The organism is Halopiger thermotolerans (assembly GCF_054654555.1).
Map to the genome: position 1 here is coordinate 1,026,785 of NZ_BAAIEU010000004.1, position 15,073 is coordinate 1,041,857.

Annotated in this window: 14 protein-coding genes; 7 read left to right on the plus strand and 7 right to left on the minus strand. The window is 68.9% G+C overall.

Features of this window, described 5'->3' with window-relative positions; translation table 11 throughout:
• Positions 1-98: 98 nt before the first annotated feature.
• Positions 99-638 (minus strand): DUF7344 domain-containing protein, encoded by a 540-nt coding sequence (locus ACYQ26_RS12780; protein WP_459809283.1) that lies wholly within the window; start codon positions 636-638, stop codon positions 99-101.
• 496 nt (positions 639-1,134) lie between these two features.
• Between ACYQ26_RS12780 and ACYQ26_RS12785 the strand changes: the two genes are divergently transcribed.
• The 5 genes from ACYQ26_RS12785 to ACYQ26_RS12805 are packed head-to-tail and all read left to right on the plus strand — an operon-like array spanning position 1,135 to position 6,706.
• Positions 1,135-1,740, plus strand: coding sequence for an acyltransferase (locus tag ACYQ26_RS12785; protein ID WP_459809284.1), 606 nt, complete (start codon positions 1,135-1,137; stop codon positions 1,738-1,740).
• Entirely contained in the window at positions 1,737-2,981 is a 1,245-nt protein-coding gene (locus ACYQ26_RS12790) for a DegT/DnrJ/EryC1/StrS family aminotransferase (protein ID WP_459809285.1), read from the plus strand. The genes ACYQ26_RS12785 and ACYQ26_RS12790 overlap by 4 nt, the downstream gene beginning before the upstream one ends.
• Entirely contained in the window at positions 2,978-4,036 is a 1,059-nt protein-coding gene (locus ACYQ26_RS12795) for a Gfo/Idh/MocA family oxidoreductase (RefSeq protein ID WP_459809286.1), read from the plus strand. The genes ACYQ26_RS12790 and ACYQ26_RS12795 overlap by 4 nt, the downstream gene beginning before the upstream one ends.
• On the plus strand, positions 4,033-5,553 hold the full coding sequence (locus tag ACYQ26_RS12800; protein WP_459809287.1) for a nucleotide sugar dehydrogenase: 1,521 nt from the start codon (positions 4,033-4,035) through the stop codon (positions 5,551-5,553). The genes ACYQ26_RS12795 and ACYQ26_RS12800 overlap by 4 nt, the downstream gene beginning before the upstream one ends.
• A complete protein-coding gene (locus tag ACYQ26_RS12805; protein WP_459809288.1) occupies positions 5,546-6,706 on the plus strand; it encodes a glycosyltransferase family 2 protein in 1,161 nt (386 codons plus the stop codon). Before ACYQ26_RS12800 ends, ACYQ26_RS12805 begins: the two co-directional genes overlap by 8 nt.
• 39 nt (positions 6,707-6,745) lie before the next feature.
• On the opposite strand, the gene ACYQ26_RS12810 is transcribed toward ACYQ26_RS12805, so the two are convergent.
• Positions 6,746-6,991 (minus strand): hypothetical protein, encoded by a 246-nt coding sequence (locus ACYQ26_RS12810; protein ID WP_459809289.1) that lies wholly within the window; start codon positions 6,989-6,991, stop codon positions 6,746-6,748.
• 195 nt (positions 6,992-7,186) lie between these two features.
• Between ACYQ26_RS12810 and ACYQ26_RS12815 the strand changes: the two genes are divergently transcribed.
• The gene (locus ACYQ26_RS12815; protein WP_459809290.1) at positions 7,187-8,116 is read left to right on the plus strand and encodes a glycosyltransferase family 4 protein; all 930 of its coding nucleotides are present in this window, start codon (positions 7,187-7,189) and stop codon (positions 8,114-8,116) included.
• A gap of 407 nt (positions 8,117-8,523) precedes the next feature.
• Positions 8,524-9,693, plus strand: a complete 1,170-nt coding sequence (locus ACYQ26_RS12820) for a zinc-dependent alcohol dehydrogenase (protein WP_459810750.1) — start codon at positions 8,524-8,526, stop codon at positions 9,691-9,693.
• 16 nt (positions 9,694-9,709) lie between these two features.
• On the opposite strand, the gene ACYQ26_RS12825 is transcribed toward ACYQ26_RS12820, so the two are convergent.
• The 5 genes from ACYQ26_RS12825 to ACYQ26_RS12845 form a co-directional block, all read right to left on the minus strand.
• Positions 9,710-10,411 carry a TVP38/TMEM64 family protein gene (locus ACYQ26_RS12825; RefSeq protein WP_459809291.1) on the minus strand — a complete coding sequence of 234 codons (702 nt, stop codon included), beginning with the start codon at positions 10,409-10,411 and terminating at the stop codon, positions 9,710-9,712.
• Positions 10,412-10,583: 172 nt separating this feature from the next.
• Entirely contained in the window at positions 10,584-11,585 is a 1,002-nt protein-coding gene (locus tag ACYQ26_RS12830) for an NAD-dependent epimerase/dehydratase family protein (protein WP_459809292.1), read from the minus strand.
• 2 nt (positions 11,586-11,587) lie between these two features.
• Positions 11,588-12,544, minus strand: a complete 957-nt coding sequence (locus ACYQ26_RS12835; RefSeq protein WP_459809293.1) for a DUF362 domain-containing protein — start codon at positions 12,542-12,544, stop codon at positions 11,588-11,590.
• Positions 12,541-13,641 carry a Gfo/Idh/MocA family protein gene (locus ACYQ26_RS12840; RefSeq protein WP_459809294.1) on the minus strand — a complete coding sequence of 367 codons (1,101 nt, stop codon included), beginning with the start codon at positions 13,639-13,641 and terminating at the stop codon, positions 12,541-12,543. The genes ACYQ26_RS12835 and ACYQ26_RS12840 overlap by 4 nt, the downstream gene beginning before the upstream one ends.
• A gap of 160 nt (positions 13,642-13,801) precedes the next feature.
• Complete coding sequence (locus ACYQ26_RS12845) at positions 13,802-14,752, minus strand: polysaccharide deacetylase family protein (protein ID WP_459809295.1); 951 nt, start codon at positions 14,750-14,752, stop codon at positions 13,802-13,804.
• Between the last annotated feature and the right edge of the window lie 321 nt (positions 14,753-15,073).

Genomic DNA, 15,073 nt, shown 5'->3' on the forward strand with positions numbered 1-15,073 from the left:
GAGGGCGATCAGGCGGCGCCGTCGAACCGACGGAACCGGCTCGCAGCGCGGGGCCGTGCGAGCGGTGAACGAGGCGGAGGGCAGGACTGAACGCGATCTTATCGACCCGCGAGACCGAGCGGGGAGTCGACGTCCGGTCGTCGCGAGACGTGCTGTGCGATCGAGAGCGCGAGGACGACGGCGCAAAGCGCCAGCGCGACGGCCGGCGCGGCGGTCGCCGCCGGGCCGAACGAGAGCGCCGTCACCGCGAACGCGACGACGCCGACGACGGTCGCCGCAGCGTACCAGCGGTGCCACGCGCGGCTCGTGCCGTGGTGACGGTCGAGGTACGGTTCGAACACCTCCTCGTCCGGCAGGAGCTCGATCTCGTGGCCGTCGGGATCCCAGTCGACGATCCCGTGGTCCTCGAGCATCGGCAGGTGCGTCTGGTACAGGGAGATGTAGACCCGTCGTCGCTGCGTGCGGGTCACATCGTCCGGATCGGTGTCGTTCTCCCAGGCCGCGACCTGTTCGACCAGCGGCGCGAGATCGCAGGTGCCGCCCTGCCGCTTCAGGTACTGGACCGTTCGACGCCGGCGGGCGTTGCTGAACACGTCGAACAGTTCGGCCTGCGTGAGTTCGTGCTCGTGTTCAGACATGGGTGCCCTCGCGTTCCCGAATCCGTATCGAATTCCGTTCGGGGATGGTCGGATACCTCACACCACCGACTGCCACCCGTTGACCCTTTACTATCGCACGGCTACCGTCTCGAAATCGAATTGTACCCGTTAGCGCTCGTGACTGACGCGATATCCGACGATTCGACGGCCGTAAACGAAACGAACGCGCGAAAACGGTCGAAACGGGGGAGGGTTCGAGACCCAGTTGGGGGCGGCGTTCCCGCCGCTCGAGCGCTGTAGTTCGTGGCTACGGATCCGTCAGGGCGGAGATAACAAAACCTCGTTACCCGGTGTATCAGCACGATTCCCTCGCGGGTATCGAGTAACCGATGACACAGCATCACCGACGACGAGTGCGCGTTCGGACGCGTTCGAGAACAGGACCGTCCTCGCCCCCGACGAGTCGCGCGAGCGGACCGCCCGCCGGCCGCTCGAACCGCCCGACGCGACCGACCCCCGGCGGAGGTGTCGCGCGATGAGCGAGGCCGTCCGCGACGCGGACGCGGACGACGTCGTCCGCGGCGAGGACTGCACGATCGACGACGGCGCCACCGTCGGCTACGGCGAGTTCGACGAGCCGACGCGGATCGGAGACGACGCGACGATCCGGGCCGGCTCGATCGTCTACGGCGACGTGACGATCGGCGACGGGTTCGCGACCGGCCACGACGTCCTCGTGCGCGAAGGAACGGCCATCGGCGACGACGTGCTGGTCGGCACGAAGACGGTCATCGACGGGCAGACGACGATCGGCTCGCACGTCAGCCTCCAGACGAACGTCTACGTCCCGACGCAGACGACGATCGGCAGCAACGTCTTCGTCGGCCCGGGCGCCGTCCTGACCAACGACGAGTACCCCATCCGGACCGACGACGGGCTCGAGGGGCCGACGATCGAGGACGGCGCCTCGGTCGGCGCGAACGCGACGCTGCTGCCGGGCGTGACGATCGGCGAGAACGCGTTCGTCGCGGCCGGCGCCGTCGTCACCGAGGACGTGCCAGCTGACAGTCTCGCGGTTGGAACGCCCGCGACGATTCAGGACCTCCCCGAACCGCTGGAAGGGCCGAACGATCTAGCATGAGTAATACGAATCTCGACACCGAGACCGAGGCGGAACCGGACCCCGAACCGGAGCCGGAGCCGACGACCCGCGACGCCGACGCGACCGAGACGGCCGACGGCGACGTCGACGCACCCGACTCCCTCCCGTCGGTCTCGATCGCTGACCCCGACGTCGGCGCGGACGCGATCGATCGCGTGCAGTCGATCCTCGAGAGCGGCGCGCTGGCGGACGGCCCCGAAGTCAGGGCCTTCGAGTCCGAGTTCGCCGCCTACTGCGGCGCGGATCACGCCGTCGCGACCTCGAACGGGACGACGGCGCTGCACGCCGCGCTCGAGGCGCTCGGCGTCGAGGACGGCGACGCGGTGCTCACCTCGCCGTTCTCGTTCGTCGCGAGCGCGAACGCGATCCGGCTGGCCGGCGCGAAACCGGTCTTCGCCGACGTCGACCCCGAGACCTACACGCTCGATCCGGACGACGTTCGACGAGTCCTCTCGGAGCGGTCGGACGTCGTCGGCCTGCTGCCGGTCCACCTCTACGGGCTCCCCGCCGACATGCCGGCGCTGTGCGATATCGCGGACGAGCACGACCTGTTCGTCCTCGAGGACGCCTGTCAGGCTCACGGCGCGCGGATCACCGGCGACCGCGTCGGCACGTTCGGCGACGCGGCCTGCTTCTCGTTCTATCCGACGAAGAACATGACGACCGGCGAGGGCGGGATGATCACGACCGACCGGGACGACCTCGCCGAGCGCGCGCAGCGCTACGTCAACCACGGCCGCGCCGAGACCGGCACCGGCGGCTACGAGCACGTCGACCTCGGGCACAACTACCGGCTGACCGCCATCGCGGCCGCGATCGGCCGCACGCAACTCGAGCGGCTCCCCGCGTTCAACGAGGCGCGACGGGAGAACGCCGCCTTCTACGACGAGCGGCTGTCGGACCTCCCGCTCGAGACGCCGACGGAGCCGCGGGGCTACCGCCACGTCTACCACCAGTACACGGTCCGGACCGAGTCCGAGGACGAGCGCGACGCCCTCGCGGAAACGCTCGAGGCGCGAAACGTCGATTCGGCCGTCTACTACGACACGCCGATCCACCGCCAGCCGGCCTACGAGACGATCAGCACGGCCGCGGCGGAGTTCCCGGAGGCGGAGGCGGCGGCGGACGAGGTCCTCTCGCTGCCGGTCCACCCCAACCTGACCGACGACGAGCGGCGAAGCGTCGTCGAAGCAGTCCACGATCACTACCACTCGACATGAGCACGGAACACACGGATACGGTCCCCACGGTACCCACGCGAGCCGGCGTCATCGGCGTCGGCGCGATGGGCGAGAACCACGCGCGAGTGTACAGCGAACTCCCGGGCGTCGACCTCGTCGGCGTCTCCGACCGCGAGACCGACGTCGCGCAAGCGGTCGCCGACGAGTACGGCACCGAGGCGGTCGGCCTCGAGGAGCTGCTGGATCGCTGCGACGTCGTCACGGTCGCGGTTCCGACCCACGTCCACCACGACCTGGTCACGACTTGCCTCGAGGAGGACGTCCACGTGCTGGTCGAGAAGCCGATCGCCGAGACGGTCGAGCAGGGCCGCCGGATGGCCGACCTGGCCGAGGAGCGCGGGCTCGTCCTGCAGGTCGGCCACATCGAGCGGTTCAACCCGGCCGTCCAGACGGTCGGCGAACTGATCGACGACCTCGACGTGATCAGCATCGAGGCCGAGCGCCTCGGGCCGCCGATCGACCGGGACGCGCCCGGCAACGTCATCTTCGACCTGATGGTCCACGACGTCGACATCGTCGGCTCGATCCTCGATGACACGCCGGACTCGATCGCCGCGATGGGCACCGAGGACGGCCGCTACGCGACCGCGACGATGGAGTACGACGACGTGGTCGCGACGCTGACGGCCAGCCGCGTCACCCAGAAGAAGGTCCGCAAGCTCTCGGTCACCGCCCGCGAGTGCTTCGTCGAGGTCGACTACCTAGAGCAGTCGGTGCTGATCCACCGCGACTCGTTCCCGGAGTACGTCAACGACGAGGGGCAGAAGCGCTACCGCCACGAGAGCGTGGTCGAGCGCCCGCGCGTCGACAACGGCGAGCCGCTGCGCCACGAACTCGAGTCGTTCGTCGAGAGCGTTCGCACCGGCACGGAGCCCGAGGTCACGCCCGAGGACGGCATCGAGGCGCTCGAGGCGGTCCGGACGATCGACGCGATCGTGGCGGACGAGGAGCCGCCGGGCGCGCAGACGCGACGGGAGCAGTCACAAGAACGGGAGCAGTCACAGGAACCGGAACGGGAGGTGGAGGTCAGATGACGGCGGACTCGACCGATGCGATCGGCCTCTACGGCGCGAGCGTCGCCGAGGACCGCCAGCGCGAGGCGCTGACCGGCGGCGAGGTTCCGGTCGCCGTCTACGGGCTCGGCAAGATGGGGCTCCCGCTGGCGGCGGTCTACGCCGAGACGACCGGCAACGTGACCGGCGTCGACGTCGATCCCGACGTCGTCGAGACAGTCAACGCCGGCGAGAGCCACGTCGTCGGCGAACCCGGTCTCGACGACCTAGTCGCCGAGCAGGTCGGCGCGGATCGGCTCGAGGCGACGACCGACGGGCCGGCGGCCGCCGCGGACGCTCGCGTCCACGTCATCATCGTGCCGACGCTGCTGGACGAGAACGACGATCCGAACCTCGCGACGGTCGAATCGGTCGCCGACGACATCGCCGCCGGGCTCTCGCCCGGCGACCTGGTGATCGCCGAGTCGACGCTGCCGCCTGGCACGTGTCGGGACGTCCTCGAGCCCCACCTGGTCCAGGAGAGCGGCCTCGCGGCCGACGAGTTCGGGCTCGCGTTCTGCCCCGAGCGGACCTCGAGCGGGCGCGCGCTGCAGGACATCCGCGGCGCCTATCCGAAGGTCGTCGGCGGCGTCGATTCGGAGAGCACCCGCGCCGCGACGGTCGTCTACGACGAGCTCTCGAGCAACGAGGTCCATCCGGTCTCGGACGCGACGACCGCTGAAGCAGTGAAAGTGTTCGAGGGGCTCTACCGCGACGTGAACATCGGGCTGGCGAACGAACTGGGCCGGCTCGCCGACGAACTCGAGATTTCGGTGCGCGAGGCGATCGACACGGCCAACGACCTGCCGATGTGCCAGCTGCACGACCCCGGCCCGGGCGTCGGCGGCCACTGCATCCCCTACTACCCGCACTTCCTGCTGGGTCGGACCGAGGAGCCGATGGACCTGACCCACACCGCGCGGCGGGTCAACGACGGGATGCCGCGCGTCGTGGTCGACCGCCTCGAGCGGGAACTGGCCGCGACCGGCGTTGACCTCGCGGACGCCTCGGTCGTCGTCCTCGGGCTCACCTACCGCCCCGGCGTCGAGGAGACGCGCGCCTCGCCCGCGCTGGACATCGTCGACGAACTGTCCGAACGCGGCGCGGACGTCGCGGGCGTCGATCCGCTGGTCGATCCCGCCGAGTACGGCGCGCGGCCGGTCGCACTCGAAGACCTCGAAGCCGAGTCGGAGACGCTCGACGCGGCCGTCGTCGTGACGCCTCACGAGGAGTTCGACCGGATTCCGTGGACCGACCTCGAGCCGATGGTCGTCGTCGACGGGCGCGACGCGGTCGACCTCGCCGGGACGGCCCCGGCCCACCGGGAGTACACGCTCGCGGGGTCGCGAAGCGGACGGCCGCCGGCTCCCGAGGGTGCTGCCGGCGCCGACGCAGGTACGTCCGACGACCTCGAGACCGAGACCGAGGCGGAGACCGAAGCGACCGGCGCGACGAGAACCGACGGCGGAACCGAAACCGGAGCGCGCGACGATGTATAAGGGCAACACGATCGGCGTCGTCGTCACGTCGTACAACGAGGAGGCGTTCGTCGGCCGCGTCATCGAGACCGTTCCGGCGTTCGTCGACCGGATCTACGCCGTCGACGACGCCTCGCCGGACGGCAGCTGGGACGTGATCCAGCGCGTCGCCGAGCGGATCAACGAGGAGGAGGAACCGGAAGCGGAACTGGCCCTCGCCGACGGCGGCGACGGCCGGCGCGTCGTCCCCATCCGCCACGACGAGAACCGCGGCTACGGCGCCGCCGTCAAGACCGGCTACGAGCGCGCCGCCGCGGACGGGATCGACGTCGTCGCGGTGATGAACGGCGACGGGCAGATGGACCCCGAAATCCTCGATCGGATCGTCGACCCCGTCGCCACTGGCGAGGCCGACTACGCGAAGGGGAACCGGCTACTCTCCCCCGACGACCGCGAGGGCATGTCGACGTTCCGCTTCGTCGGCAACGCGTTGCTCACCGGCCTCTCGAAGTTCGCGACCGGCTACTGGACGATCGGCGACCCGCAGAACGGCTACACCGCCATCTCGCGGGAGACCATCGAGGCCCTCGACCTCGAGGCGATCACCGACCGGTACGGCTTCCTCAACCACATCCTCACGCACCTGAACGTCGACGGGCGGCGGGTCGCCGACGTCTCGATGTCGGCGGTCTACGGCGACGAGGAGAGCAGCATCCGGTATACGTCGTTCGTCCGGTTCGTCTCCCTGCTGTTGCTCCGGAGCTTCCTGTGGCGGCTCAAGCGCCGGTACGTCGTCGAAGGGTTCCACCCGGCGGTGCTGTTCTACGGCGCCGGCGCGTCCGGACTGGCGGGCGGGCTCGCCGGCGCCGTCGGTTCGATCGCGCAGCGTCGCGGCGAGAACGGCGCCGACGGATTCGCGGGGCTGCTCGCGTCGTTCGTCGCCGCCCTGCTCGGGCTCGTCTCGCTCGGCGCCGCGATCGCGATGGACGCCGACGAGAACGAGCCGCTCGAGGTGACGTACTACGACTCCGAGGATGACGGGGCGCACGATGGCCGGATTCGAACGGACGATCACGACGGCCGAACGCGCCTGGAGGTAGAGACGAGAGACCGGTCCCAGCCCCGGTCGCAGCCGAATCGCGAACCGGAACCGACGACGGACGGCGACGACTGAAGTTCAGGATCGGCGCGGCAGCGGCGTTTCGAACGGCAGTCAGTCGATCGTGTAGGTAACGATGTCGTCGCCGCCGCAGGCCGGACAGGTCGTCGCTTCTGCGGAAACGTTCGTCCCGCAGTTGCGACACTCGTGGAGGACCGTCGTCTGTTGGCCGTCGGCGTCGGTCTCGCCCTGAGATCTGGGCGCTGAGTCGGGACCGGACGGCGAGTCGGAGTCGGGGTCGGGGTCAGGTTCGGCGGCGGAGTCGGTGAACAACTCCGATAGCAGGCTTGAGAGGGACATAGAACGGGTAGCGGTCGTACTACGGTGTCGGCAATAAGCGTTTTGTACCGGTCGTGAAACCGCCGCCCCTCGCGAGCCGCGCGTCCGCCGCTCGAGTCAGCCGTCGCCGCTCGAGACCCGCGTATGGTCACCGAACGGGTCGGAAAAAGTTCCGGATAACAAAGCCTCGTCTCCGGCTCTAGTCGGTCGACTGAGATGCACGTCCTCACGCTGACGACGAACGCCGACGCGCCGTTCATGACAGAGCAGATGCGCGCGCTCGAGCGACGCGGCGTCTCGTTTTCGACGCTTCCGGTTTCGGGGGAAGGCGATTCGGGGAAGACCCGCAGCCCGACCGACTACCTGCGCTACTTCCCGGAGGTGATCGCGGAGGCCGGCAACGGCTACGACCTGGTCCACGCCCACTACGGGCTGACGGCGCCGATGGCGCTCGCGCAGGTGCGCAAGCCGGTCGTGCTCTCGCTGTGGGGCTCGGACCTCTACGGTCCCGTCGGCCCCGTGAGCCGCACCTGCGCGCCGCTCTGCGACGAGGTGGTGGTGATGTCCGAGGAGATGCGCGAGACGCTGGAGCAGGACTGCCGGGTGATCCCCGACGGGGTCGACTTAGAGAAGTTCCAGCCCGCGCCGCAGGACGAGGTCCGCGAGGCCGTCGGCTGGGACCCCGACGAGTACCACGTCCTCTTTCCCTACCTCCCCGAGCGCGAGGTGAAGAACTACCCGCGGGCGCGGCGGATCGTCAACGCAGTCAACGGGCTGGTCGACCGCCCGGTCCGATTACAGACCGTCTACGGCGTCGATCACGACGCCGTTCCCGACTACATGAACGCCGCGGACGCGCTGCTGTTGACCTCCCGCAGCGAAGGCTCGCCGAACTCGGTCAAGGAGGCGCTGGCCTGCAACCTGCCGGTCGTCTCGGTCGACGTCGGCGACGTTACCGAGCGCCTCGAGGGGGTCGACCCCTCGCTCGTCTCGGACGACGACGAGGAGCTGATCGAGGGGCTGCGGGGGATCCTCGAGTCCGGCAAGCGGTCGAACGGGCGCGAGGCGGCCCGCGAGGTCAGCGTGGAGCAGACGGCCGATCGGTTGCACTCCCTGTACGAACGGGTCGCTGCTGACGGTCGGTAAGGCGTCGGCGCCGAGTCGGACCGCCTCTGCACCAGTACCTGCATCTGCGCCAGTACCTGCGCCCGCACCGATCGGTGCCAGAACGCAGTGCACCTACCGCGTTCGACGCTGGAGGGCATACGTACCGAGGCCGAACGCGAGTCCCCCGAGATTTCCTGGATCAGAGACGACGTCGGATCCCCGTCGAACGCCAGCACCCTGACGACGCCCGTCGCGCCGACCCAGACCAGGACGGCGAGGGGAACGGAGAGCCGCGGGCGCTCGAGGTCGAACTCCATCCGTCGTTCGATCACCACACTCGATTGATAGATTCATGGCGGGACCGACTTCCTGTTGCACAAACAGGGACTCGCTTTACCCGACGACCGGGTGAGAGATGCGACCGGAGATCCACGATGGACGGCACGATGGAAGCACTCACCTGGCACGGCGAAAAGGACGTTCGCGTCGACGAGGTCCCGAAACCGGAGATCGTCCACCCGACCGACGCGATCGTCGAGATCACGGCGACCGCGATCTGCGGCTCCGACCTCCACCTCTACAACGGCTACATGCCCAGCATGCGCGAGGGCGACGTCATCGGCCACGAGCCGATGGGCGAGGTGATCGAGGTCGGCGACGAGGTCGAGAGCCTCGAGGTCGGCGACCGGGTCGTCGTCCCCTTCACGGTCAGCTGCGGCTCCTGCTGGTTCTGCGAGGAGGAACTGTACTCGCTCTGTGACAACTCGAACCCCAACGCCGAGGTCGCCCGCGCGGCGATGGGCCAGTCGCCGGCCGGCCTGCTGGGCTACTCGCACATGCTCGGCGGCTACGCCGGCGGGCAGGCGGAGTACCTGCGAGTTCCGTACGCCGACGTCGGACCGATCAAAGTCGACTCCGATCTGGACGACGAGCAGGTCCTGTTCCTCTCGGACGTCTTCCCGACGGGCTACATGGCCGCCGAGAACGCCGAGATCGAGGACGGCGACACCGTCGCAGTGTGGGGCTGCGGCCCGGTCGGCCAGTTCTCGATTCAGAGCGCGCAGTTGCTCGGCGCCGAACGCGTGATCGCGATCGATCGCATTCCAGAACGGCTCGAGATGGCCAGCGACCACGGCGACGCGGAGACGATCAACTTCGAGCACGAGGACGTCTACGACCGGCTGATGGAGATGACGGGCGGACGCGGCCCGGACCGCTGTATCGACGCGGTCGGCACCGAGGCCCACGGCACGGGGCTGAAGGGCGTCACGGAGAAGCTGAAACAGGAAGCGCACGTACAGGACGACCGCCCCGTCGTCCTCCGGCAGGCGATCAAGTGCTGCCGGAAGGGCGGCACGCTCTCGGTGCCGGGCGTCTACATCAGAAACTCCGACAACGTCCCGTTCGGCCCGCTGATGAACAAGGCGCTGACGGTCAAGACCGGCCAGACCCACGTCCAGCGGTATCTCGGCCCGCTGCTCGAGCGGATCAAGGAGGGCGAGATCGATCCCTCATTCATCGTCACTCACGAGACGCCGCTGACGGACGGCCCGGAGATGTACGAGACGTTCAACAACAAGGAGGACGGGTGTATCAAGGTCGTGCTGACGCCCTGAGCGACGCCGTGAGAACTCAGAACGGCGCCTGCTTCCGCAGGCGGCCGACCAAATCCCTGATCGCTTCGCGTTTGTAGTAGCCGACGGCGGAGGCGACGACCACACCCCCGATGATCGCCATCCCTTCGACGAACTCGCCGCTGGCCAGTTCGCCGCCGGCGTAGACGGTGAGGACGTATGCCGGGAGGCGTCCGAGGCTGATGGCGATCATGAACGTTCGGAGCTGCCACTTAGTGAGCCCGGCGAGAAAGCACACGGCGTCGTCCGGAAGTCCGGGGAGAACGACGAACGCGACGAGGCCCGGAAAGCCGACCCGGTCGACGAACCCGTCGAAGCGGGCCACGACGTCCTCGTGGAGGACGTCCTCCACGAACGAGCGACCGTAGCGATCCGCGAGCAGGAACGCGATCGCGCTCCCGATGAGAACGCCGGTGACGCTGTAGACCGTGCCGGCCACCGAGCCGAAGAGGTAGCCGGCGACGAGCGCGACGGCCTGTCCCGGAATCGGGGCGACGATCACCTGCGCGATTTGGACGAGCACGAAGACCGCCGGCGCGAGCAAGCCGAACCGATCGATCCACGCCCGGAGTTCGGCCGGCTGAAAGACGAACGGCGCGTATCTCCGGATCGATAGGTAAAGGAGAACGAACCCGGCGACGACGAGAAGGAGACTGAGAACCCCTCGCTTTCGAGCCTCGGCCGACGAGAACACCTGCATCCCGTTTCGGACGTGTTCCCCACCCGACTTGAGTATTCACCCGTCCGATTACGGCCGACTCACTCGCCCGTTCGCCTCTCAGGTCCCCGCGTACCCCCGATTCGACGCCGTCCAACCGACGGCAGATCTACAGCCAACACGAGTCGGCCGTCCGCGGGGCTGTACGCCGCGATTACTGGAACTCGTTTCGATACCAAGCGACCGTCTCCGGCAGGTGCGCCTCGAGCGGTTCGTACTCGTATCCCAGTTCGTCGGCGGCCTTCGCGGAGGTGTAGAACAGCCGCTCGGTCGCGAGCTTGGCCATCCGTCGGTTGAACGGGAACACCTGCCGGCCGGTGGCGGCGCCGACGGCCTCGGCGACTGGACCGGCAGCGTGGATCGCCGCCGACGGCACGGGGACCCGAGCCGGCGCGCCGCCGAGGTGGTCGGAGATCCGCGAGACGGCGCGGTCGTAGGTGAGGTTCTCGCCGCCGAGGATGTAGTGCTCGCCGTCGCGGCCCCGCTCGTAGGCCGCGACGATGCCGTCCACGACGTCCGAGACGCCGACGATGCTCAGCCCGCCCGGCAGGTAGGCCGGCATCGTCGGCTCGAGGCCCATCGAGAGCAACTGCGGCGTGAACGAGCCGTCTCTGGGGCCGAAGACGGAGGTCGGGTGGACGGTGACGGCCTCCCCGTCCTCGTCGGCGTACCGGTCGACGAGTTGTTCGGCCTCGGCCTTCGAGGACTGGTAGGCGCCGATCGGCTCGGCGACGTCGGTTTCGTCGGCGAACGGCGACGACTCGTTCGGTCGGCGCGTCCCCGCCGTGCTGGTAAAGACCAGTCGGCCGACGCCGTTTTCGCTGGCGCGGCAGGCCTTGAGCACGTGGGCCGTCCCGTCGCGGTTGACGCGCTTGACCGTCTCCGGGGTCGCGCTCCAGAGGCCGACGCCCGCGAGGTGAAAGACGGCGTCGGTCCCGTCGACCAGGTCGCGCAGCGTCTCGTCGTCGAAGACGTCGCCGACGTACCACTCGAGCGTCCCCTCCTCGCCCTCGTCTGCGCCCTCGAGAACGCCGCGATCGGAGGACGGGCGACTGAGCGCGCGGACGCGCCAGCCGTCCGCGAGGAGCCGTTCGCAGAGGTGCGATCCGAGGAAGCCGGTCGCGCCGGTGACGGCCGCGATTTTCGCTTCGGTCATAGTTACTGCTCGAGTTGCGGCGGAACCGCGTCGCCGCCGACGGCCGCGTAGAGGCGGTACGCGGTCGTCACGGCGGGGTGCGTTTCGTCCGACGGCGGCAGTTCGGCGTCGGCGAGTCGGTCTCGAAGCGCGTCGAAGTCGAGAGCATCGGCGCTTGCGCCGACGCGCTCGACGGTGATCGGCTCGTCGTCGCCACCGGCCGTGAGGGCAAGCGCCGGATCGTCCTCGAGCGCGGCCCCGAACAGCGACGCGCCGAGGGCGTCGACGGCCGGCGCCGGCCCCGCGAACAGGGCGTCGGCCGCGTAGGGGTCGGTTCCGTACGCGGTCGTCGCGTCCATGACCGAGAGCGCGGGGTCGACGGCTCGCGTCGTCGCGACGGCAGCGGTCTCCGAATTGGCCGCGGAGTCGACGAGATCGGCGAGTAGCCGCACGCCGCCCGCGACCTGCCCGTCTTCGGTCGGCCGCAGCGTCGGCGCGGTGACGACCGCCCCTCGAACGAGTCGCGTCGGGACGGAGACCGACGCCGACCGGCCGTCGACCTCGCGGACGACGTCGGTCCGCGGTTCGGCGTCGTCGGCCAGATCGACGAGTTCGGCGTCGAAGCGCTCGAGCAGGTCGTCGTAGCCCAGGTACGTCGCCGTCCGCTCGAGGTCGATGAGCTCGTCGCTGGCGCCGGCGACGGCGACGTCGGCGTCGGTGCGATCCTCGAGGACGGCGACGAGAGCGCCGACGACGGCGGGGTCGGTCACCGTCCCGGTCGAGGGGTGGAAGGGGTAGTGCGCGTCGGGGACGATCGTGATCTCGTCGGCGGTCGCCAGGTCGCCGTCAGTCGAGAGCGCCGGCTCGAGCAGCGTCTGCACCGGTTCCTCGAGAGGCGCCATCCGCGTATCGAGATCCGGAATCCAGCTGCCGCGCCGATCGCCGCGATCGACGGCGGCCGCGCGAACGGGTCCGCTCACGGCATCACCTCCGGCGCGAGTTCCTCGCGATCGGTCCGCGCGGCCAGTTCGTAGGCCGTCTCCGCCAACTCGAGCGTCCGGCGGCCGGTCTCGCCGTCGACCGGCGGCGTCTCGCCCTCGCGGACCGCCTCGAGGAAGTCGCCGAGCGCTCGATAGTGGGCCCGCAGGTAGAAGGTGGGCCCGAAGACCTCGCGATCGACGTCCGCCACGCGGCTCGCGACGTTCGACAGCGCGGACTTGGCCGCGCCCGCGTAGAAGTTGTCCGGCAGGTGATCCCGGTTGCTGATCGTCCCCGTCACGCCCTCGAGGCGGAGCCGGGTGTTGACCTCCGGCAGTTGCTCCCACTGGTAGGAGCCGCAGTGGAGCGTGATCGTCGTCTCCGTCTCGGGGGCTCGCATCATCACCGTCGCCGCGTCCTCGACCGGCACGTCCAGCGTCTCGCCGGTGGCCGCGCTCTCGACCTCAAGGTCGCCGAACAGCCACTCGAGCACGTCGAAACAGTGGATCCCCAGCTCGAGCAGGGAGCCGCCGCCGGCCGCGTTCGGATCGAGCGGCCACGACGCCGGGGGCTCCTCGGCGGGCGGCCGGCCGAGCGGGCCATCGTTGAGCCGCGTCATCGACGCGTACGGAACGTGGCCGACGGCGCCATCCTCGTAGGCCTCCTTGACGCCGACGACGTCGGGCTGGTAGCGCAGCGTGTGATCGACCCCGACGGCGATGCCCGCCTCGTTCGCGGTCTCTAACATCTCGTCGGCCTCTTCGGTCGAGCGAGCGAACGGTTTTTCGACGAACACGTCGACGCCGGCCTCGGCGGCCCGCTCGACGGCTTCGGCGTGGAGGAACGGGGGTAAGGCGACGACCGCCGCGTCGAGGGCCTCGGCCTCGAGCAGGGCGGCGTAGTCGTCGTACGTTCGGTCCGCGCCGGCGCGTTCGGCTCGCTCGCGGTTCTCGGGAACCGCGTCGGCGGCCGCGACCACGTCGACGTCTGCCATTGCGCTCGCCGACTTCAGGTGTACCATGCCGATGTTGCCGACGCCGAGCACGCCCACCGAAAGCGAACTCGAGTCGGTCGATCGGCGCAGAACTGCGGATGACATCTATCCGTGACAGGGCCAGCAGCGGGTTTTGTTATCAGCGTCGTACAGAACGGGCCGGAACTGTAGCCTTCGATTCCCCCTGTCCGGCGCGCTGTCTTTTACGGATACTTATTCGAATACGCCGTTCAGTCAGGCGATTCGATAGGTACGTTTTTACGTGCTAATCGTCGCCGATCGTCTGACCGTCGACCGGGGCGACCTGTCCGTCGACGCCGCGGGCGACGTCGACCGTTCGCGCGACCTCGCCGATCGTTTCGACGGTCAGATCGGTGTTGGAGCGCTTTTGATCGAGGTACGCCAGGATCGCCCGCATCCGCCGGTCGTCCCGCTCGTGCGTGAGGTTGTTCGGATGGAGCCACATGTGGAAGATTCCGTCCGACTCGACGGCTTCGTCGATTCCGCGGCGGGCCTGAACGACCATCGGATCCTCCCAGATCGACTCCGCGACGGTCCGTGCCGGCCCCTCGAAGCCGAACAGGAACAGCGAGGCCGGGACGTTCACCAGTCCGTACTCGTCGACGACCGGTTCGACCAGCATCGATTGGTCCCGAAACGTCGAATCGAAGATCCCACGAACGCCGTCCCGCGTCGGCGACCGGCCCCGGTACGCCTGGAGGCCGTAGTCGGCGAGGACATCCCGGTGGGCGATGTCGTTGCGGGGGTAGACGAACGTCTCGACGGACTGGTCCCACTCGGCGGCGATCTCGGTGCTGCGACGGAGTTCGGCCTCGGCGAGCTCGCGATCCGTCTCCGGCTGTCCGAAGAGGACGTGGGAGAACGAGTGGCTGGCGAACTCGTGGTCCACGTCGGCCGCGAGCAGGGCGTCGACCAGATCCGGCGCGAACCGTAGATCGGCCCGGTCCGCCCACTCGGTTCGTTCCCGCTCGAACCAGCCCTCGGGCGCCGGATGTTCGGCGTGTCTCCCGTCGCAGGACTCGAGCATCAAGTGACCGACGACGGCCCAGGTCGCGGGGATCTCGAACTCCGAGAGCAGATCGAGCATGACCGACCAGCCGCGGCGGCCGGACTCTACCCGATCGGTCGGCAAGGTGTCGAAGTCGTGGAATCCCCAACCGAGTTCGGCATCGAGCGAGACGACGACACTACCCATAACTCCCACCACGCGTGATCGTCATACTCGTGATGGAGTCGATTGGACGGTTTTGTTATTGATCGCCTTTCGATGGCAAGCGCCGCCGTATCGAGACCGATAGACGACGATACGATTCGAATACGATCGGCGGGTCCCCGCCGATCAGACGCCGCACAGGCAGCCGCGAGCGGCGACGATCGGTCGCCGATCCGGACCGTCCTGTAAGCGGAACATCCAGAGGCAGGCGATAGTCGGCGCATCTAACGGTAAGCCGGTCGAACAGCCGGAAACGCCGCGGTTCGTCGCGTTAACGCGACCGAACGGGACGGGAATCGACAC